General features: G+C 41.1%; 15 protein-coding genes. All 15 read right to left on the reverse strand.

The window, feature by feature from the left end; all coding sequences use genetic code 11:
* Entirely contained in the window at positions 1–924 is a 924-nt protein-coding gene (locus tag KSK37_RS01095) for an ABC transporter ATP-binding protein (protein ID WP_217198941.1), read from the reverse strand.
* Positions 925–941: 17 nt separating this feature from the next.
* Entirely contained in the window at positions 942–1,928 is a 987-nt protein-coding gene (locus KSK37_RS01100; RefSeq protein ID WP_217198943.1) for an HlyD family secretion protein, read from the reverse strand.
* Positions 1,929–1,951: 23 nt separating this feature from the next.
* A complete protein-coding gene (locus KSK37_RS01105; RefSeq protein WP_217198946.1) occupies positions 1,952–3,211 on the reverse strand; it encodes a TolC family protein in 1,260 nt (419 codons plus the stop codon).
* 29 nt (positions 3,212–3,240) lie between these two features.
* On the reverse strand, positions 3,241–3,840 hold the full coding sequence (locus KSK37_RS01110; RefSeq protein WP_088358343.1) for a TetR/AcrR family transcriptional regulator: 600 nt from the start codon (positions 3,838–3,840) through the stop codon (positions 3,241–3,243).
* 121 nt (positions 3,841–3,961) lie between these two features.
* Entirely contained in the window at positions 3,962–5,350 is a 1,389-nt protein-coding gene (locus tag KSK37_RS01115; RefSeq protein WP_217198949.1) for an NADH-quinone oxidoreductase subunit N, read from the reverse strand.
* 86 nt (positions 5,351–5,436) lie between these two features.
* On the reverse strand, positions 5,437–6,930 hold the full coding sequence (locus tag KSK37_RS01120; RefSeq protein WP_217198950.1) for a complex I subunit 4 family protein: 1,494 nt from the start codon (positions 6,928–6,930) through the stop codon (positions 5,437–5,439).
* A gap of 3 nt (positions 6,931–6,933) precedes the next feature.
* A complete protein-coding gene (gene nuoL, locus KSK37_RS01125; RefSeq protein ID WP_217198951.1) occupies positions 6,934–8,829 on the reverse strand; it encodes an NADH-quinone oxidoreductase subunit L in 1,896 nt (631 codons plus the stop codon).
* 7 nt (positions 8,830–8,836) lie between these two features.
* A complete protein-coding gene (nuoK, locus tag KSK37_RS01130) occupies positions 8,837–9,166 on the reverse strand; it encodes an NADH-quinone oxidoreductase subunit NuoK (protein ID WP_088358339.1) in 330 nt (109 codons plus the stop codon).
* Between the two features lie 4 nt (positions 9,167–9,170).
* A complete protein-coding gene (locus tag KSK37_RS01135; RefSeq protein WP_088358338.1) occupies positions 9,171–9,665 on the reverse strand; it encodes an NADH-quinone oxidoreductase subunit J family protein in 495 nt (164 codons plus the stop codon).
* Positions 9,666–10,214 carry a NuoI/complex I 23 kDa subunit family protein gene (locus tag KSK37_RS01140; RefSeq protein WP_088358337.1) on the reverse strand — a complete coding sequence of 183 codons (549 nt, stop codon included), beginning with the start codon at positions 10,212–10,214 and terminating at the stop codon, positions 9,666–9,668.
* A gap of 57 nt (positions 10,215–10,271) precedes the next feature.
* Entirely contained in the window at positions 10,272–11,333 is a 1,062-nt protein-coding gene (nuoH, locus tag KSK37_RS01145) for an NADH-quinone oxidoreductase subunit NuoH (protein WP_088358336.1), read from the reverse strand.
* Positions 11,334–11,388: 55 nt separating this feature from the next.
* Complete coding sequence (locus KSK37_RS01150) at positions 11,389–12,396, reverse strand: NADH-quinone oxidoreductase subunit G (RefSeq protein ID WP_088358335.1); 1,008 nt, start codon at positions 12,394–12,396, stop codon at positions 11,389–11,391.
* A gap of 26 nt (positions 12,397–12,422) precedes the next feature.
* The gene (locus KSK37_RS01155; protein ID WP_088358334.1) at positions 12,423–13,283 is read right to left on the reverse strand and encodes a hypothetical protein; all 861 of its coding nucleotides are present in this window, start codon (positions 13,281–13,283) and stop codon (positions 12,423–12,425) included.
* A 1-nt stretch (position 13,284) separates the two neighbouring features.
* Complete coding sequence (gene nuoF, locus KSK37_RS01160) at positions 13,285–14,640, reverse strand: NADH-quinone oxidoreductase subunit NuoF (RefSeq protein ID WP_217198952.1); 1,356 nt, start codon at positions 14,638–14,640, stop codon at positions 13,285–13,287.
* 12 nt (positions 14,641–14,652) lie between these two features.
* Positions 14,653–15,162 (reverse strand): NADH-quinone oxidoreductase subunit NuoE family protein, encoded by a 510-nt coding sequence (locus KSK37_RS01165; protein ID WP_088358332.1) that lies wholly within the window; start codon positions 15,160–15,162, stop codon positions 14,653–14,655.
* Between the last annotated feature and the right edge of the window lie 4 nt (positions 15,163–15,166).

Here is a 15,166-nt window from a genome sequence, read left to right on the forward strand (position 1 = left end):
TTAATTTGATAATAAGCGGATGAAACTGTCTTCGATGCTTGCTTTTACAGAACTGATTTCTACCTCCTCAAAACCCGCACTTTTTAAATATTCCTGAACGGATGATGTGTTGAAATTTTCACTCCGTTCAACCGTCAGATGCACTGATTCGCCGAAAGCATAGGCGTTTTTCTTTTCAGGAAAGTTTTCTAACGCCCTCAGAACAGCCGAAGTTCTGCCGGCTTTCACATCGAACAGCAGGTCCGGGAAAGTACTGCTGATATTTTCAGGGCTGTCAATGGAAAGTATTTTACCGTGCTGAATGAGCGCGATCCGGTCGCAAAGCGCCGCTTCATCCATATAAGGCGTGGCAACGACCAGGGTGATGCCCTTTTTTTGAAGCCGCTGGAGCATTTCCCAGAATTCCTTCCGGGAAACGGGATCGACGCCGGTGGTAGGTTCGTCCAGAAATAAAATCTTCGGCTGGTGAATCAGGGCGCAGCAAAGGGCAAGTTTCTGTTTCATTCCGCCCGAAAGCGCGCCGGCTTTGCGGTTTTTAAAAGGTTCGATCTGAATATAAATATCTTTGATTAAATCGTAATTTTCGTCGATAGTCGTATTAAAAACACTCGCGAAAAAATTTAAGTTTTCTTCGACGGTCAGATCCTGATAGAGCGAGAATTTTCCGGGCATGTAACCGAGAATCGGTCTGATCTTTTTATAATCTTTCACCATGTCAAAGTCTTCAACAGAAGCCGAACCGGAATCCGGAAGCAGAAGGGTAGTGAGCATTCTGAAAATGGAAGTTTTTCCTGCGCCGTCGGGACCAATCAGTCCGAAAATTTCCCCATGCCCGACCTCAAAACTCACGTCATCCACCGCAAGGATTTTTGATTTTCCCTTGCCGTAGGTTTTGGTGAGATTATTGACTCTGATGGATTTCATTTCACTTGATTCTTTTACTATTTACCGGTCTCCCCAAACTTCACATCGCCATACATCCCGATTTTCAGGAAGCCGTCATTTTTAACATGAATTTTAGTGGCATATACTAAATTCGCTCTTTCGTTTTTGGTCTGTATGGTTTTTGGGGTGAATTCGGCTTTTGAACTGATCCAGTAAATGGTTCCCGGAAATTCTTTGGTTTTTCCGTCTCCCAGATCGATATAGACTCTCACCTGCTGACCGGTTTTCACCTGAGGCAACTGATCTCCGGTGATGAATATTTTTAAAGTCATCAGGTCTAAGCCTGCCATTTTAAAGATCGGTTTTCCGGTAACGGCAAATTCGCCTTCATTCATGTATTTTGTTAGAACCATTCCTGAAATCGGGCTTTCGATCGTATTGTTTTTCAGCTGCTCATCAATCTGTTCCACTTTTTTCTGGGTAGGCTTTCTTTCGCTTAAAACCGCCCGGTTCTGAATTGATACATTTTCTTTTACGCTTGCAATTTGCTGCTTCAGAATATTCAGTTGGCTTTGTGCTGCAGAAATCTGTTTCTGAATAACTTTCACCTGCCCGTTGGCATCATCCAGCTGTTTTCTGGTGGCGGCATCTTTGGCTACTAAATTTGCAGTTCTGTTTCTTTCTCTTACTGCATTGTCAAGCTGTTCATTCAATACGGAAACATTCGCAGACTGTGTAGAAATCTGAGTCTGAAGCACCTGAATCTGAGGAACTGCTGAATTGGTCTTTTGGTCCAGAGCTTCGATACTCGCGACGACCTGTTCCTTTTGCAACTCCACATTTTTTGGATCAATTTCGCCGACTTTTTCGTTTTGCGATAATTGCTGGCCTTCCTCTACACGCAAGTTCAGAATCGTACCCGTGGCTTTGGCAGCAACCATAATTTCATCGGCTTCGAAAGTTCCGGAAGCTTCATAATTTTGGTCTGAATTTTTGCAGGAGTAAATGGCAAGAAAGGCTGCCAAGAGAATATATTTTTTCATCGGAGGATTACTTTTTATTGTTTTTATTGATTCAGCTGCGCTTTAAGATTATATTGTGTCAAAAGATACTGCGTTTCATGAAGGACCTTCTGAAGCCTTGCCAGCTCTTCCGCATTCACTTCCCGAAGATAATCGCTGGTGGTGATTACGCCGTTTTCGAGTTGCGCGAGACTGGCTTTTTTGATGCTTTGTCTTAATAAAATCAGGTCATCATCTTTAGTAATCAGTTGCTGAAGTTTTTCCAAATCTGAATTGTTCTGGACGGTTGAAAAATTCTGATTAAAGAGAAAATTTTCTTTTTGGATTTCGAGATCCTGCTGCTGTGTGTTCAGTAAGGCAAGATCATTTTTTTTGGTATAAAATTCTGAAATAGGAATCTGAAGCCGCACCCCACCAATATAGAAAACATCAAATTCATTTTTAAGCATATTGAAGCCGGGTTTGCCATATCCGCCCTGAAAAAAAGCACCGAGTTTCGGTAGATTTTTAGATTTAATGATTGATTTCTGGGTTTCTAAAGTCTGTTGCTGCAGATTGAATACTTTCAGTTCAGCGCGGTTGTTTTCGCCGGTGAGAAGGAGTTTTTCAGGTTTCCGGAAATCCGTTTTATCATCAATATTTTTTTTAATGAATAAAGCCAGCATCGCAATGTAATTTGTGCGCATTGACTGCAGTTCGATCTGTCTTTGTTCCAGACTGATTAATTGCGCTTTCAGAACATCAGCCTGACTTCTCAAAATGGTGCCGTACTGAAGCTGGGCTGTGGCTTTCTTCAACCCGTTTTCAAGATCGTTTTCTGTGATTTTGGTTTGCTGCAGCTGCTCCTGACTTTGCAGAATACCGAAATAAATCTGGTTGATTCTTTCTTCGAGTTTGTGGAGTTCCACTTCGTTTTTCTGAATTTCGGTTTCAGACTGAATTTTGGCTAGTTTTTTCTGATTGTTAATCATTCCTCCATCAAAAATCTGCTGCTGAAGATCTGCATAAACTTTGTACTGGTCTTTGCTCAGCGGCTCTACCGACATATTGGGAAGAGTAACAGGCAACTGAGTAACTTCGTTCTGATACGTCGCCTGACCGATCACGTTAATTTGGGGAAGCCATGCTTTGGAAGCATTTTCCAGGGAATAGGCTTCAGTTTTCTCTATCAGCGCATTTCTTTTAATGAGGGGAAACTGTTCTCTGGCGAGTAGCTGACATTCTTCCAAACTGAGCGTTTGCTGTGCACTTAAAGAAAGATTCAGCAGAAAAGCGGGTACTATTAAGTATTTTAAAAATTTCATTCTTAAATTTTTAATGAAAAGAAAAGTTGTTAACTGTTAAGAATCATTTTGATCCAGGACGGCACCAAAGTTTTTCTTTCTTCCACAAACTGCTGAAATTCTTCATCATTCATGATGCTGAAATTCTTCAGAATTGGTTTTCCAATAAAAGGAAAGGCCGTCATACCAAGAAAATTGACGATGAAATGAAAAGGATTGAGTCCGGGTTTTTTCTCTTCGATCTGCCTGAGCAGGACTGAAGTTTTAAGAACTTTATCCACCGGAATAAGCGAAGTGATGTTGGACGGTTTTTTCTGGATTTCGCTCAGGATGAATAAGGGAAGATTTGGGTTTTTGGACAGAATCTCAAAATACTTCTCGCTGACCAGATCTATTTTTTCTTCGAGGGTGGATTTTTCATTGCTGACAATGGGAATTATTTTTCCGAAAAGCAAAACAATTTTCACCTTCATCACCTGTTCGAAAAGTTTTTCTTTACTTCTGAAATAGTAATTCAGCAACGCCAGATTAATGCCTGCTTCTTCCGCAATATCCCGGGTTCGCGTTCCTGAAAAACCTTTTTCAGTGAAAACCTTCGAAGCGGAAATAAGGATTTTCTCTTCAGTAGAAATGTCTTTTTCAGGATCCATTTTAAATTTCTTTACACAAAGCTACGTTTATTATTTTGATTTAATCAAATGATTAAATTCATATTTAATAAAAAAAACGCAGCTCCGAAGAACTGCGTTTTAATTATATATTTAATATTTTCTACAAACCAAACTGTCTTGCGAACAGATCCGGGAAGATTCCCAGTGCTACAAGTGCAATAATGATAAATACTGCAACGATATTGTAAGTTAACGGTACTCTTTCAGAAGTTTTGAAACTGCTTTCTTTCGGGAAGAACATTACCATTATAAGGCGCAGATAGTAAGCGATAGAGATTGCTGACCCCAATACCGCGATCAACACCATGAAGGTTCCCATTTTCGGATACTGAATTGCCTGTGCAAAGATGGAGAATTTCCCCATGAAACCTGCAGTAAGCGGAATACCTGCCATCGAAAGCATCGAAAGCGCTGCAGCAACCGCCATAATTGGCTCCGACTGTGCAAGGCCTTTGAACGCGTTGTATGAGGTTTCACGTTTAAGTTTTTCAACCCAAATCAGGCACATCATCACACCAACCGTAGCAATAGAGTAGGCGAATAAATAAAACGCCAGGTTGTATGCGGAAAGGTTATTTAAACCGAAGAAAATCAGACCAAGATATCCAACATGAGAAACTGAAGAGTAAGCTAACATTCTTTTAGCATTGCTCTGTGCAAGTCCCATTGCGTTGGCGAGGAATAAAGTGATAATGATAAGAACCCCTATAATATTGATCCATTCTCCTGCGATTCCTGTAAATGCAATAGTCATTACTTTAAAGAAGGCGAAGAAAGCGGAGATTTTCACTACCGACATCATAAATGCGGTGATGAGTGAAGGCGATCCCTGATAAACATCCGGGCTCCACATATGGAAAGGCGCCATGGATACTTTAAATGCCAGTGCAACCAGCATCAATACTGCACCTACGGCAAACATAATGTCTTTTGGATTTTCAACTGAAAATTCATGGATTTTATAAAGGTCGAAACTTCCTGCACTTCCGTAAACCAGCGCGATTCCGAATAAAAGGAAACCGGTGGCAAACGCACCCATCAGGAAATATTTAATGGAAGCTTCGTTGGAGCGAAGATCAGTCTTGTTACTTCCTGCCAAAACGTAAAGCGGGATCGAAAGGATTTCAATTCCTAAAAACAGCGTTACAAAATTCTGAAATCCAAAAAGAATAACCCCTCCGGAAAGAGAGAACAGCAGCAATGCGTATAACTCCGACTGATGGCTTCTGTGATTGCTGAAAGCAAAACTGCCCAGAAAGAAAAGCAGAAGCGTAATGACAATAGCTACTTTGGTAAACAGGGCCGCATTCGCGCTGAAGTCGAACATTGTTTTATACTGGTTAAAGAAAGAACATTCCGGCTGAAAGCTTACGTAAAATGCAATGATAAGCCCCAAAATACCGATATATCTTGAAAATTTTCCCTTTTCAAAAACCCCTGCAAACAATGCGGCAACTGCGGTAAGGAATATAATGATTAAAACGCTCATTTAATTTAGATTTGAGATTTTAGATTCCGGAGTTCAGATCTGCATCTGTAGCCTTCCTCTTTTAATTCTTAATTATTCAATTTTTCTTAGTTCATCATGGAGGAGAAAATAAATTTCAGCGAACTGTTGACCATTTCGATCAGCGGCTGCGGGAAAAGTCCCAGCAGAATAACAAATACTGCTAAACTCGCCAACACTGAAAATTCTACTCCCGAAAGATCTTTTGCAGAAGAAAGTACCGTCTCATCACCTTCTCCGAACATCGCTTTTCCGTAGAATCTTAAGAGATAAACAGCTGAAAAAATCAGCGTAAGACCGGCAAATATAGCGGCAAGTTTACTGTAGTCAAATACGGATTTGATCAGAATAAATTCTCCGATAAAACCGTTGGTTAAAGGAAGTCCCACAGAACCCAGCAAAATAACCATAAACAGCACTGCAAATTTCGGAGCAGCTTTTGCCAAACCTCCCATCTGACGGATATCTCTGGTTTTGAATCTTTTATAAAGAATGTCAGCACAGTAAAACAGACCTACGACGTTGATACCGTGAGCAAAAGCCTGCACCATTGCACCTTCACCACCTTCTATTGTTAGCGTTCCCTTTACCGTTAAAATCGCAGAAGCCATAATTCCGGCCACAATCAGACCTACGTGCGATAATGAGGAGTATGCGATTAAACGTTTGGAGTCATTCTGGATAATAGCAATCAATGCTCCGTGAACGATTCCTATAATCGCGAGAACCAGAACAATCTGTCCTGAAATCCCGAGGATTGGGTCTGGAGTAATCGGTAAAAGATATCTTAAAAGTCCGTAAACAGCCATTTTCAGCATAATTCCCGAAAGCAGCATTGAACCCTGAGTTGGCGAATAAGTATAGGTATCCGGCTGCCAGGAATGGAAAGGAAAAACCGGAAGCTTCACTGCAAATGCAAAGAAGATGAACCAGAAAATCACAGTCTGCTCAGAAGCATTTAAATTGGCGTTATACAGATCGGTAAGTGCAAATGATGCGGAGTGGGTGTAAACGTAAATCAGCCCGATGAGCATAAATAATGAACCTACAAAAGTGTAAACGAAGAATTTCGTCGTGAACGCAAGTTTTTTGTTTTCCTGTCCCCAGATTCCGGCGATCAGCCAGATCGGAATAAGGGTTACTTCCCAGAAAATGTAGAACAATAATCCGTCCAGCGAAGTGAAAACGCCGATCAGACCAAACTGCATCAACAGAATAAGTCCGTAGAACGTATTTCTGTAACCCGGTTTTTCATTAAATGAGGAAAGGATAATAATTGGAGTTAAGATATTGGTAAGCAGCAAAAGAAGCATGCTCATCCCATCGATCCCGAAATGAAGATTACTTTTGATAAACTGTGACCATGGATAATTGATCTCATACTGCAGAACACCGTCTACGGTAGTTTTATAATCGAAATCCGACAGCATATAAAAAGTGAGAAACATCTGAACCAATGCAATTCCCAACGCCAAAAATTTACTTGCGGGGTTTTTCCACGCGAACACCACTGCAGAACCTACGAGAGGTAATAGTAACAATGTTAATAATAGATACGACATTTACTATTGTAATATAAAGTTAACAATTAAAATAATTCCGATGGCCAGAGACATAATGAGGACATAATTTTCCACATTTCCGTTCTGAAGTCTCTTGGCTGCGCGTCCTGAATCTTCTGCACCGCTTCCGATGAAATCTACGAATCTGTTCAGAATGCCTTTATCGAACATATTTCCTCCTACACCCAAACCTTCAATAAATCTCACGAAGGTTGCATTATTGAGTTCATCCAGGAAAAGTTTCCTGTTTGAGAGTCTTTGCCAACCCGTGTATTCTTCGTCCGGCAAAGCCATTTTCTTCTTATTAACATAGATGTTTTTAACAACAAACCATACTACGAAGAACATTAGAACCGTAAGTCCGAGAAGGATCATTTCTGTTCCGAAATTTACTTCAGGAAGTTCAACATCGTAAACGTAGATTGATTTCAGCCATTCGCCGAGTTTCGCATAATTTCCGTGTCCAATGAAATGAGGAAGATTAATGAAACCGCCCAAAACCGATAATACAGCAAGCACAACCAAAGGAATGGTCATATTTGAAGGGCTTTCATGAAGATGATGTTTCTGTTCTTCGGTTCCTCTGAATTCGCCGTAGAACGTTAAGTAATATGCTCTGAACATATAAATCGCTGTCATAGCTGCGACGATAAACAGAATTACCCAAAGGATAGGGTTTTTCCCATAAACGTTGGTTAAGATTTCATCTTTGGAAATCATTCCCGAAAGGAAAGGAAAACCTGAAATCGCAAGTGTTCCGATAAGGAAAGTGATATGTGTAATTGGAATTTTTTTCTTTAATCCGCCCATGAATCTCATGTCCTGTTCTCCGCTCATCGCGTGAATCACTGAACCTGAACCTAAGAACAGCAACGCTTTGAAAAACGCATGCGTCATCAGGTGGAACATCGCGGTAGTATAAGCGCCAACTCCCAGTGCAACGAACATAAATCCTAATTGCGAAACAGTAGAGTAAGCTAAAACTTTTTTAATATCATTTTGTCTGAGACCGATAAACGCTGCAACCAAAGCAGTTAACAATCCAATGAAGAGAATTCCGTCCATTGTGGTAGGTGCAAGAGAATAAAGGAAGTTAGAACGTACCACCAAATAAATACCCGCAGTAACCATCGTTGCAGCGTGGATTAACGCAGAAACCGGCGTTGGACCAGCCATTGCATCAGGAAGCCAGGTAAACAGAGGAACCTGTGCTGATTTTCCCATAGCTCCAATAAATAAACTAGCCGTAATAAAGATGATTACAGGTGAATCTAATTCAAATTTGGAAGAATTCTGTGCTACAGAAAGGAAATCAACAGCGTTGGTCTGATAAGCGATCATTAAGATCCCGATAATCATTCCAAGGTCACCAATTCTGTTCATGATGAAAGCTTTTCTCGCCGCTGCACCATATTCTTTGTTGGTATACCAGAAGCCGATGAGCAAATAAGAACATAAACCTACACCTTCCCAACCGATGAAAAGAATTAAATAGTTGCTTCCCATTACCAAAAGCAGCATCGAGAAGATGAATAAATTCAGGTAAGCGAAGAATTTATAAAAACCTTTGTCGTGGCTCATGTAACCGATAGAATAGAGGTGAATCAGTGATCCGATTCCGGTGATAATCATAATCATCATTAATGATAACTGATCGATCTGGAAAGCGAAATTCACCTGAATCCCGTTGACTCTGAACCATTCGAAAGCTCTTACGATTACAGGCTGTGAATCTGCATTAAACTGTAAAAACAGACTGACAGCAATACAGAAAGAGGCAAAAACCACGAGTGTTGCGATACTTCCTACCACCATTTTCGGCAGACTTTTTCCTAAAAGACCGTTGATCAGAAATCCGAATAAGGGTAAAAGTATAATTGCGTAAACTAAATTTTCCATCCTTTATTTATCCTCTTAATTTATTAAAAATACTGATGTCCACCGATTTTGTATTCCGGTACATCATTGCGATAATAGCTAATCCTACGGCAACTTCTGCAGCGGCAACCACCATGATAAAAAATACCAGGATCTGCCCGTTACCGTCACCTTTGTAGCTTGAAAATGCAGCCAGTAAAAGATTTACAGAATTCAGCATCAACTCCACACAACCCAAAATAATGATGGCATTTTTTCGGATCAAAACTCCTAAAACTCCCAGACAGAACAATACCGTACTCAGAATAATAAAATATTCCAGCGGGACGGTCTGTATAAATGAATTTACTTCTCCCATAATACTATAAATCTTTTTTACCGATTAATACTGCACCCACAATTCCCGCAAGGATAAGGATGGAAGCCAGCTCAAAAGGCAGTACATATTCGTTAAACAATAATCTCCCAAGGTTTTTGGTCAAACCGATACCCGAATCTACATTTCCGGCAACAGTATTTCCTTTCAAACCTCTGAAAGCGCCTAAAACTCCAATTAAAAGCAATCCGGCAGAAAATACACCGATGAATTTGGTAAGGTTCTGCTTTTTGCTCTCGTCGGCTTTATTTAAATTCAGCATCATCAGAATGTAAAGGAATAAAACCATAATGGCTCCCGCGTAAACGATGATCTGAACAATTCCCAAAAACTGCGCGTTCAGTAAAATATACATCGCCGCAATCGAAAAGAAAGTAACGATCAGGGAAAGGATAGCGTAGAGTGGGTTTCGGGCAAATACAAAGTAAACTGCACTAGTTACAGCCATCAATGCTACAATGAAAAATATAATCTGCTCCATTTATTTTACCGATTTTTTTTGTAATTCGCTCTGTCTGGCGGTAATATCAATTCTCTCATTGATTTTTTCCACCAGCTTATCTTTTCCGTATACGAAACTTCCGCGGTTGGTTTCCACATCCACCAGTCTGTCCGTAAGATATACTGCAGATTTCGGGCACGCTTCCTCACACATTCCGCAGAAAATACATCTCAGCATATTGATTTCATATACTGATGCATATTTTTCTTCTCTGTAAAGATCTTTTTCTTCTTTGGTTCTTTCAGCAGCTGTCATGGTAATAGCTTCTGCAGGACATGCAACAGCGCAAAGTCCACATGCAGTGCAGCGTTCTCTTCCTTCTTCATCACGTTTCAGAACGTGCAGCCCACGCCATACTTTCGCCCGCGGCTTCTCTACTTCAGGATAAGAGTACACTTTTCCTTTAGAACCCTGAAGAGCATGCTTCATGGTGATGGCCATTCCCTTGAAAATTTCCGGGAGGTATATTCTTTCCATAAAAGTCATCTCTTTGTTCGAGACTACTTTAGATCTGTTTGTCAGTTTCATATTGGTCTTGTTTTAGCTGTTGGCTTCTGCTTTCAGCATGAAAACTTATACTTAATTTTAATTGGCAAAAAACACAATTACAGCAGCGGTAATAATTAAATTAACCAATGCAAGCGGAATTAATTTTTTCCATCCAAGGTGCATCAGCTGGTCATATCTGAATCTCGGGATCGTCCAGCGGATCCACATGAAAATAATGATTCCTAATATCACTTTAAACAGCATCGCTGCAATACTTAAAATTCCTGCTACGTTTTCGCCCCAGTTTTCAGAAACCCAGTTAATTCCTGGATAATTGAATCCTCCGAAGAAAAGGGTAGCGATTAATGCATTTGAAATAAACATGTTCACATATTCCCCGAACATGTACTGCCCGAAGTTCATGGAAGAATATTCCGTCATATATCCGTTTACCAGCTCAGATTCGCATTCAGGCAAATCGAAAGGGTGACGGTTTGTCTCTGCCAGAGCAGCAACAAAAAAGATAATAAATGCTAAAGGCTGATAGAAGATATTCCAGTTCATCCCATCTGCCGGGATAAAGCCCCATATTTTTCCGGTTCCCTGAGAAGAGGTGATAAAATGTAAATCTAAACTTCCGGACATCAGAATGATGGAAAGCAAAGAAAGTCCCATCGCCAGCTCGTAGGAAATCATCTGTGAAGATGCACGGATAGCGCCGATTAATGAATACTTATTGTTGGAAGCCCAGCCTCCGATCATCATTCCGTAAACACCGATGGAAACCATTCCTATTAAATAAAGAACTCCCACGTCGATATTCGCCACCTGAATGTCAAAAGAAGTTCCGCCGATATTCAGCGTTTTTCCCCAGGGAATTACCGCTCCGGTAATAAGGGAAACGAACATGGTGATTCCGGGTCCTAAATAGAAAAGAAATTTATCGGCGTTCTGCGGTACAAACCCTTCCTTGAAGAAAAGTTTTCCGCCGTCTGCCAAAGGCTGCAAAAGTCCGAAAGGTCCGGCTCTGTTTGGCCCGATTCTGTCCTGCAATGCTGCCGCCACTTTTCGTTCGCCCCATGTAGAATAGGCAGCAACGCCCATGGATACGGCAAAAAGCACAAGAACTAAAATGATTTTAAAGGTAAGTAAATCCATAAGTTATATCATTTGAAATTTAAATATTGAAGCCAATATTCAAATCATATCATTTTCAAATTAAGTTTTTTTCGTCTTTTTCGCTGATTTCTTTTGCGTCCGGATTATTCAGAAGATTAATCATGTTTTTTGGTTTCTCATAATGGTTCAGCGAGATTACTGAATGTCTGTCGATATGTCTCGGACCTTCAATATTCCAAAGTGTTAAATCTTTTCTTTCGAAACGGCATTCGTTACAGATCCATTCTTCCACTTCATCGTACTGATCTTTTCTTGCAGTAACTCTGATGATCTCTTCACCTTTCATCCATACAACCGCTTTCCCGGAACATTTATCACATTTGCAGGTTGCGTTCATCGGTTTTGTAAACCAAACTCTGCTTGCAAAACGTGCTGTTCTGTCCGTTAAAGCACCTACCGGGCAAACGTCAATGACGTTTCCGATAAAATCATTATCCAGCGCTTTATTTAAGTAAGTGGAGATCTCTGCCTGTTCACCTCTGAAAAGAATTCCGTGCTCGCGCCCTTCAGTCAGCTGATTGGCTGTTAACACACATCTTGCACAAAGGATGCATCGGTTCATGTGAAGTTTAATGTAAGGACCAATATCTTCGGGTTCGAAAGTTCGTCTTTCAAATTCAGTTCTGGTCGCTTCCACGCCGTGTTCATATCCTAAATCCTGAAGATGGCATTCGCCGGCCTGATCACATACCGGGCAATCTAATGGGTGGTTTATCAACAGAAATTCAGTTACCGCTTTTCTTGCTTCCTGAGTTTTTTCTGAGGTAAGATTTTTAACTTCCATCCCGTCCATCACGCTTGTTCTGCAGCTGGCTACCAGTTTTGGCATCGGCCGTGAGTCTGCATCGGAACCTTTCGACACTTCTACCAGACAGGTTCTGCATCTTCCGCCACTGGCTTCCAACGGCTTGTAGTAGCACATTGCAGGCGGCACAGATTTTCCGCCGATCTGTCTGGCTGCTTCCAAAATGGAAGTTCCCGGCAATACTTCGGTGGTCTGTCCGTCGATCGTGATCTTAAATTTTTTAATTTCGTCGCTCATTATATTTGAATTCAAAAATGAATGAATTATTTTTTTCCTGTATTAAATGTATATCCGATTCCGAAATTGACCTGGCCGAAAAAGAAATCCTGAGACGCTTTATCCGGTTTGTTATTTAAGGTTGTTTTGATATCGGGCATATTGATATATCCTACTTTTCCTTCCACTCTTGCCATCCAGTGTTTCCAAAAGATAACATTGATATTGGTTCTCGCATCTGCTCCAAAACCGGCAACATGAAAACGGTCGCTTCTTTCGTTCCCGAAAAGTTTCACATTACTTTTAGGCATCATCATTCCAACTCCGCCGCCATAACTCCAGGCGACATCTATATTTTTTTTATTCAATAGCGTTTGGTATTTTTCCAAACCGACATTGATGTAATTTAATCCGTCCGTATGCTCAAAAGTAAGGAACTGCTCGTCTGCTAAATTTACCTTTCCATTCTGTACCATTGCTGCATAAACCGGATCTGAAATATGACCTTTAAAATCTGCAACCTGATCCTGATCCATCACATATTTCATGTGATCCTGCGCGATCACCAAAGCCAAATTATCTTTAATAAAATAACCCAACCTGAAATTAAACTGCGGAATGGATACCGTTCCGGGATTGATATAATCTAAACTCAAAGCCGAAGGTCGGTCATGTGCCACTACATTTTCCAAAGTGAAATCGTAATCAGCACCTTTGAAACGGATATCTGAATGGGTAAATCCTGCTCTGTTCCAGCCCCAGAAAACAAACATCTGTCCTTTTTTGGATAATGGTCTTATACTGAAATCAAAATCATCAGATATTTCCTTTGTTGAATCCGCTTTTTGGGCGGACGCATAATTTAATCCTACAAACAGGAATACTGCAATTTTAAAGAACTTCTTCATCTTACTCTGCCTTCGCGGCTACAGGGATTGGGTCCGCGTAATTTGCCAGTCCGTAATTTCTTGTTAAAGCTTCAGGGTTATCAATGTGCCACTCGAACTCATCGCGGAAGTGACGGATTGCAGCTGCAACCGGCCAAGCCGCCGCATCACCCAGCGGACAGATTGTATTTCCTTCTATTTTTCTCTGGATATCCCAAAGCAGATCGATGTCTGCCATGGTTCCGTTTCCGGAATCTATTTTTTTAAGAATTTTATACATCCATGGTGTACCTTCGCGGCAAGGAGTACATTGACCGCAGCTTTCGTGGGCGTAAAAATGGGCTAAAGTCATCGTATGTTTTACCACACACTGGTCTTCATCCAAAACGATAAATCCTCCCGATCCCATCATGGTTCCGGTTGCAAAACCACCGTCTGCAAGAGACTCATAGTTCATATATCTCGGTTCTCCGTTGATGGTTTTCAGCAATAAATTAGCAGGAACAATCGGCACGGAACTTCCGCCCGGAATACAGGCTTTCAGTTTTTTACCGTTCGGGATTCCGCCGCAGTATTCATCCGAATAAATAAATTCTTCAACGGTAATCGTCATGTCTATTTCGTAAACACCCGGTTTGTTGATATTTCCGCAGGCTGAGATCAGTTTTGTTCCGGTTGAACGGCCAACCCCAATTTTCGCATATTCTGCTCCGGTAATATTCATGATCGGAACCACTGCAGCGATAGTTTCTACGTTGTTTACTACCGTTGGAGATTCCCAAAGTCCTTTTACAGCAGGGAAAGGCGGTTTCAGGCGCGGGTTTCCTCTTTTTCCTTCGAGGGATTCCAGAAGCGCTGTTTCTTCACCACAGATATATGCTCCGGCACCACGGTGAACGTAGATTTCCAGATCATAACCTGTTCCTAATATATTTTTACCTAAGAATCCTGCTTTTTTAGCTTCTTCAATGGCTTCTTCCAGAATATCGGGAATCCATGAATATTCACCGCGGATATAGATATAAGAAGTATGCGCACCCAAAGCAAAAGACGAAACAATCATCCCTTCAATCAAAAGATGAGGAATGAATTCCATTAAATAACGGTCTTTGAAAGTTCCGGGTTCCGATTCATCGGCGTTTACCACCAGATATCTTGGGATTCCTTCCGGTTTAGCCAGAAAGCTCCACTTCATTCCCGTTGGGAATCCTGCACCGCCACGGCCACGCAGACCGGAAGTTTTCACTTCTTCCACTATTTCGTCCGGTGTCATTTTCAGGGCTTTTTCTACAGCGCTGTAACCGCCCTGTTTGCGGTATACATCGAAGTAACGGATTCCTTCAATATGTGCGTCTTTAAGTAAAAGTTTTTTACTCATTTTATATTAAAATTAATCCAAAGCAATGGCTCCCTGTCTGCAAAGTTCCAGGATTTCATCTACTTTTTCTTTTGTTAAATGTTCATGATAAAATTTGCCGAGCTGCATCATTGGTGCATAGCCGCACGCGCCCAGACATTCCGCTGCTTTCAGAGTGAAAAGTCCGTCAGCTGTGGTTTCTCCGTTCTTAATGTTTAAAGTTTCACGGATATGGTTTAAAATTCCGTCGCTTCCGTTCAGCATACACGGACCGGTTTGGCACACTTCGAGTACATATTTTCCAACCGGCTTCATATTGAACATGGTATAGAAAGTGGCAACTTCGTACACTTCGATCGGTTTGATGCTCAGGAGTTCCGCAACGTAATCCATCACGGGAACATCCAGCCAGCCGCCGAATTCTTTCTGTGCAATGTGCAGGATCGGAATCAAGGCAGATTTTTGCTTTCCTTCCGGATATCTTGCGATAATTTTTTGGACCTGTTCTAATGACTCAGGTTTAAAAGCAATAGTTTCGCTCATTATT

Origin of the sequence: Kaistella soli (genome assembly GCF_019038595.1) — a bacterium.
GTDB classification, from domain to species: Bacteria; Bacteroidota; Bacteroidia; order Flavobacteriales; family Weeksellaceae; genus Kaistella; species Kaistella soli.

What these genes read in the sequence shown, in the direction of transcription:
- KSK37_RS01095 (WP_217198941.1), bottom strand. Translation starts at nt 924, where the DNA reads ATGAAATCCATCAGAGTCAATAATCTCACCAAAACCTACGGCAAGGGA.
- KSK37_RS01100 (WP_217198943.1), bottom strand. Translation starts at nt 1,928, where the DNA reads ATGAAAAAATATATTCTCTTGGCAGCCTTTCTTGCCATTTACTCCTGC.
- KSK37_RS01105 (WP_217198946.1), bottom strand. Translation starts at nt 3,211, where the DNA reads ATGAAATTTTTAAAATACTTAATAGTACCCGCTTTTCTGCTGAATCTT.
- KSK37_RS01110 (WP_088358343.1), bottom strand. Translation starts at nt 3,840, where the DNA reads ATGGATCCTGAAAAAGACATTTCTACTGAAGAGAAAATCCTTATTTCC.
- KSK37_RS01115 (WP_217198949.1), bottom strand. Translation starts at nt 5,350, where the DNA reads ATGAGCGTTTTAATCATTATATTCCTTACCGCAGTTGCCGCATTGTTT.
- KSK37_RS01120 (WP_217198950.1), bottom strand. Translation starts at nt 6,930, where the DNA reads ATGTCGTATCTATTATTAACATTGTTACTATTACCTCTCGTAGGTTCT.
- nuoL (WP_217198951.1), bottom strand. Translation starts at nt 8,829, where the DNA reads ATGGAAAATTTAGTTTACGCAATTATACTTTTACCCTTATTCGGATTT.
- nuoK (WP_088358339.1), bottom strand. Translation starts at nt 9,166, where the DNA reads ATGGGAGAAGTAAATTCATTTATACAGACCGTCCCGCTGGAATATTTT.
- KSK37_RS01135 (WP_088358338.1), bottom strand. Translation starts at nt 9,665, where the DNA reads ATGGAGCAGATTATATTTTTCATTGTAGCATTGATGGCTGTAACTAGT.
- KSK37_RS01140 (WP_088358337.1), bottom strand. Translation starts at nt 10,214, where the DNA reads ATGAAACTGACAAACAGATCTAAAGTAGTCTCGAACAAAGAGATGACT.
- nuoH (WP_088358336.1), bottom strand. Translation starts at nt 11,333, where the DNA reads ATGGATTTACTTACCTTTAAAATCATTTTAGTTCTTGTGCTTTTTGCC.
- KSK37_RS01150 (WP_088358335.1), bottom strand. Translation starts at nt 12,396, where the DNA reads ATGAGCGACGAAATTAAAAAATTTAAGATCACGATCGACGGACAGACC.
- KSK37_RS01155 (WP_088358334.1), bottom strand. Translation starts at nt 13,283, where the DNA reads ATGAAGAAGTTCTTTAAAATTGCAGTATTCCTGTTTGTAGGATTAAAT.
- nuoF (WP_217198952.1), bottom strand. Translation starts at nt 14,640, where the DNA reads ATGAGTAAAAAACTTTTACTTAAAGACGCACATATTGAAGGAATCCGT.
- KSK37_RS01165 (WP_088358332.1), bottom strand. Translation starts at nt 15,162, where the DNA reads ATGAGCGAAACTATTGCTTTTAAACCTGAGTCATTAGAACAGGTCCAA.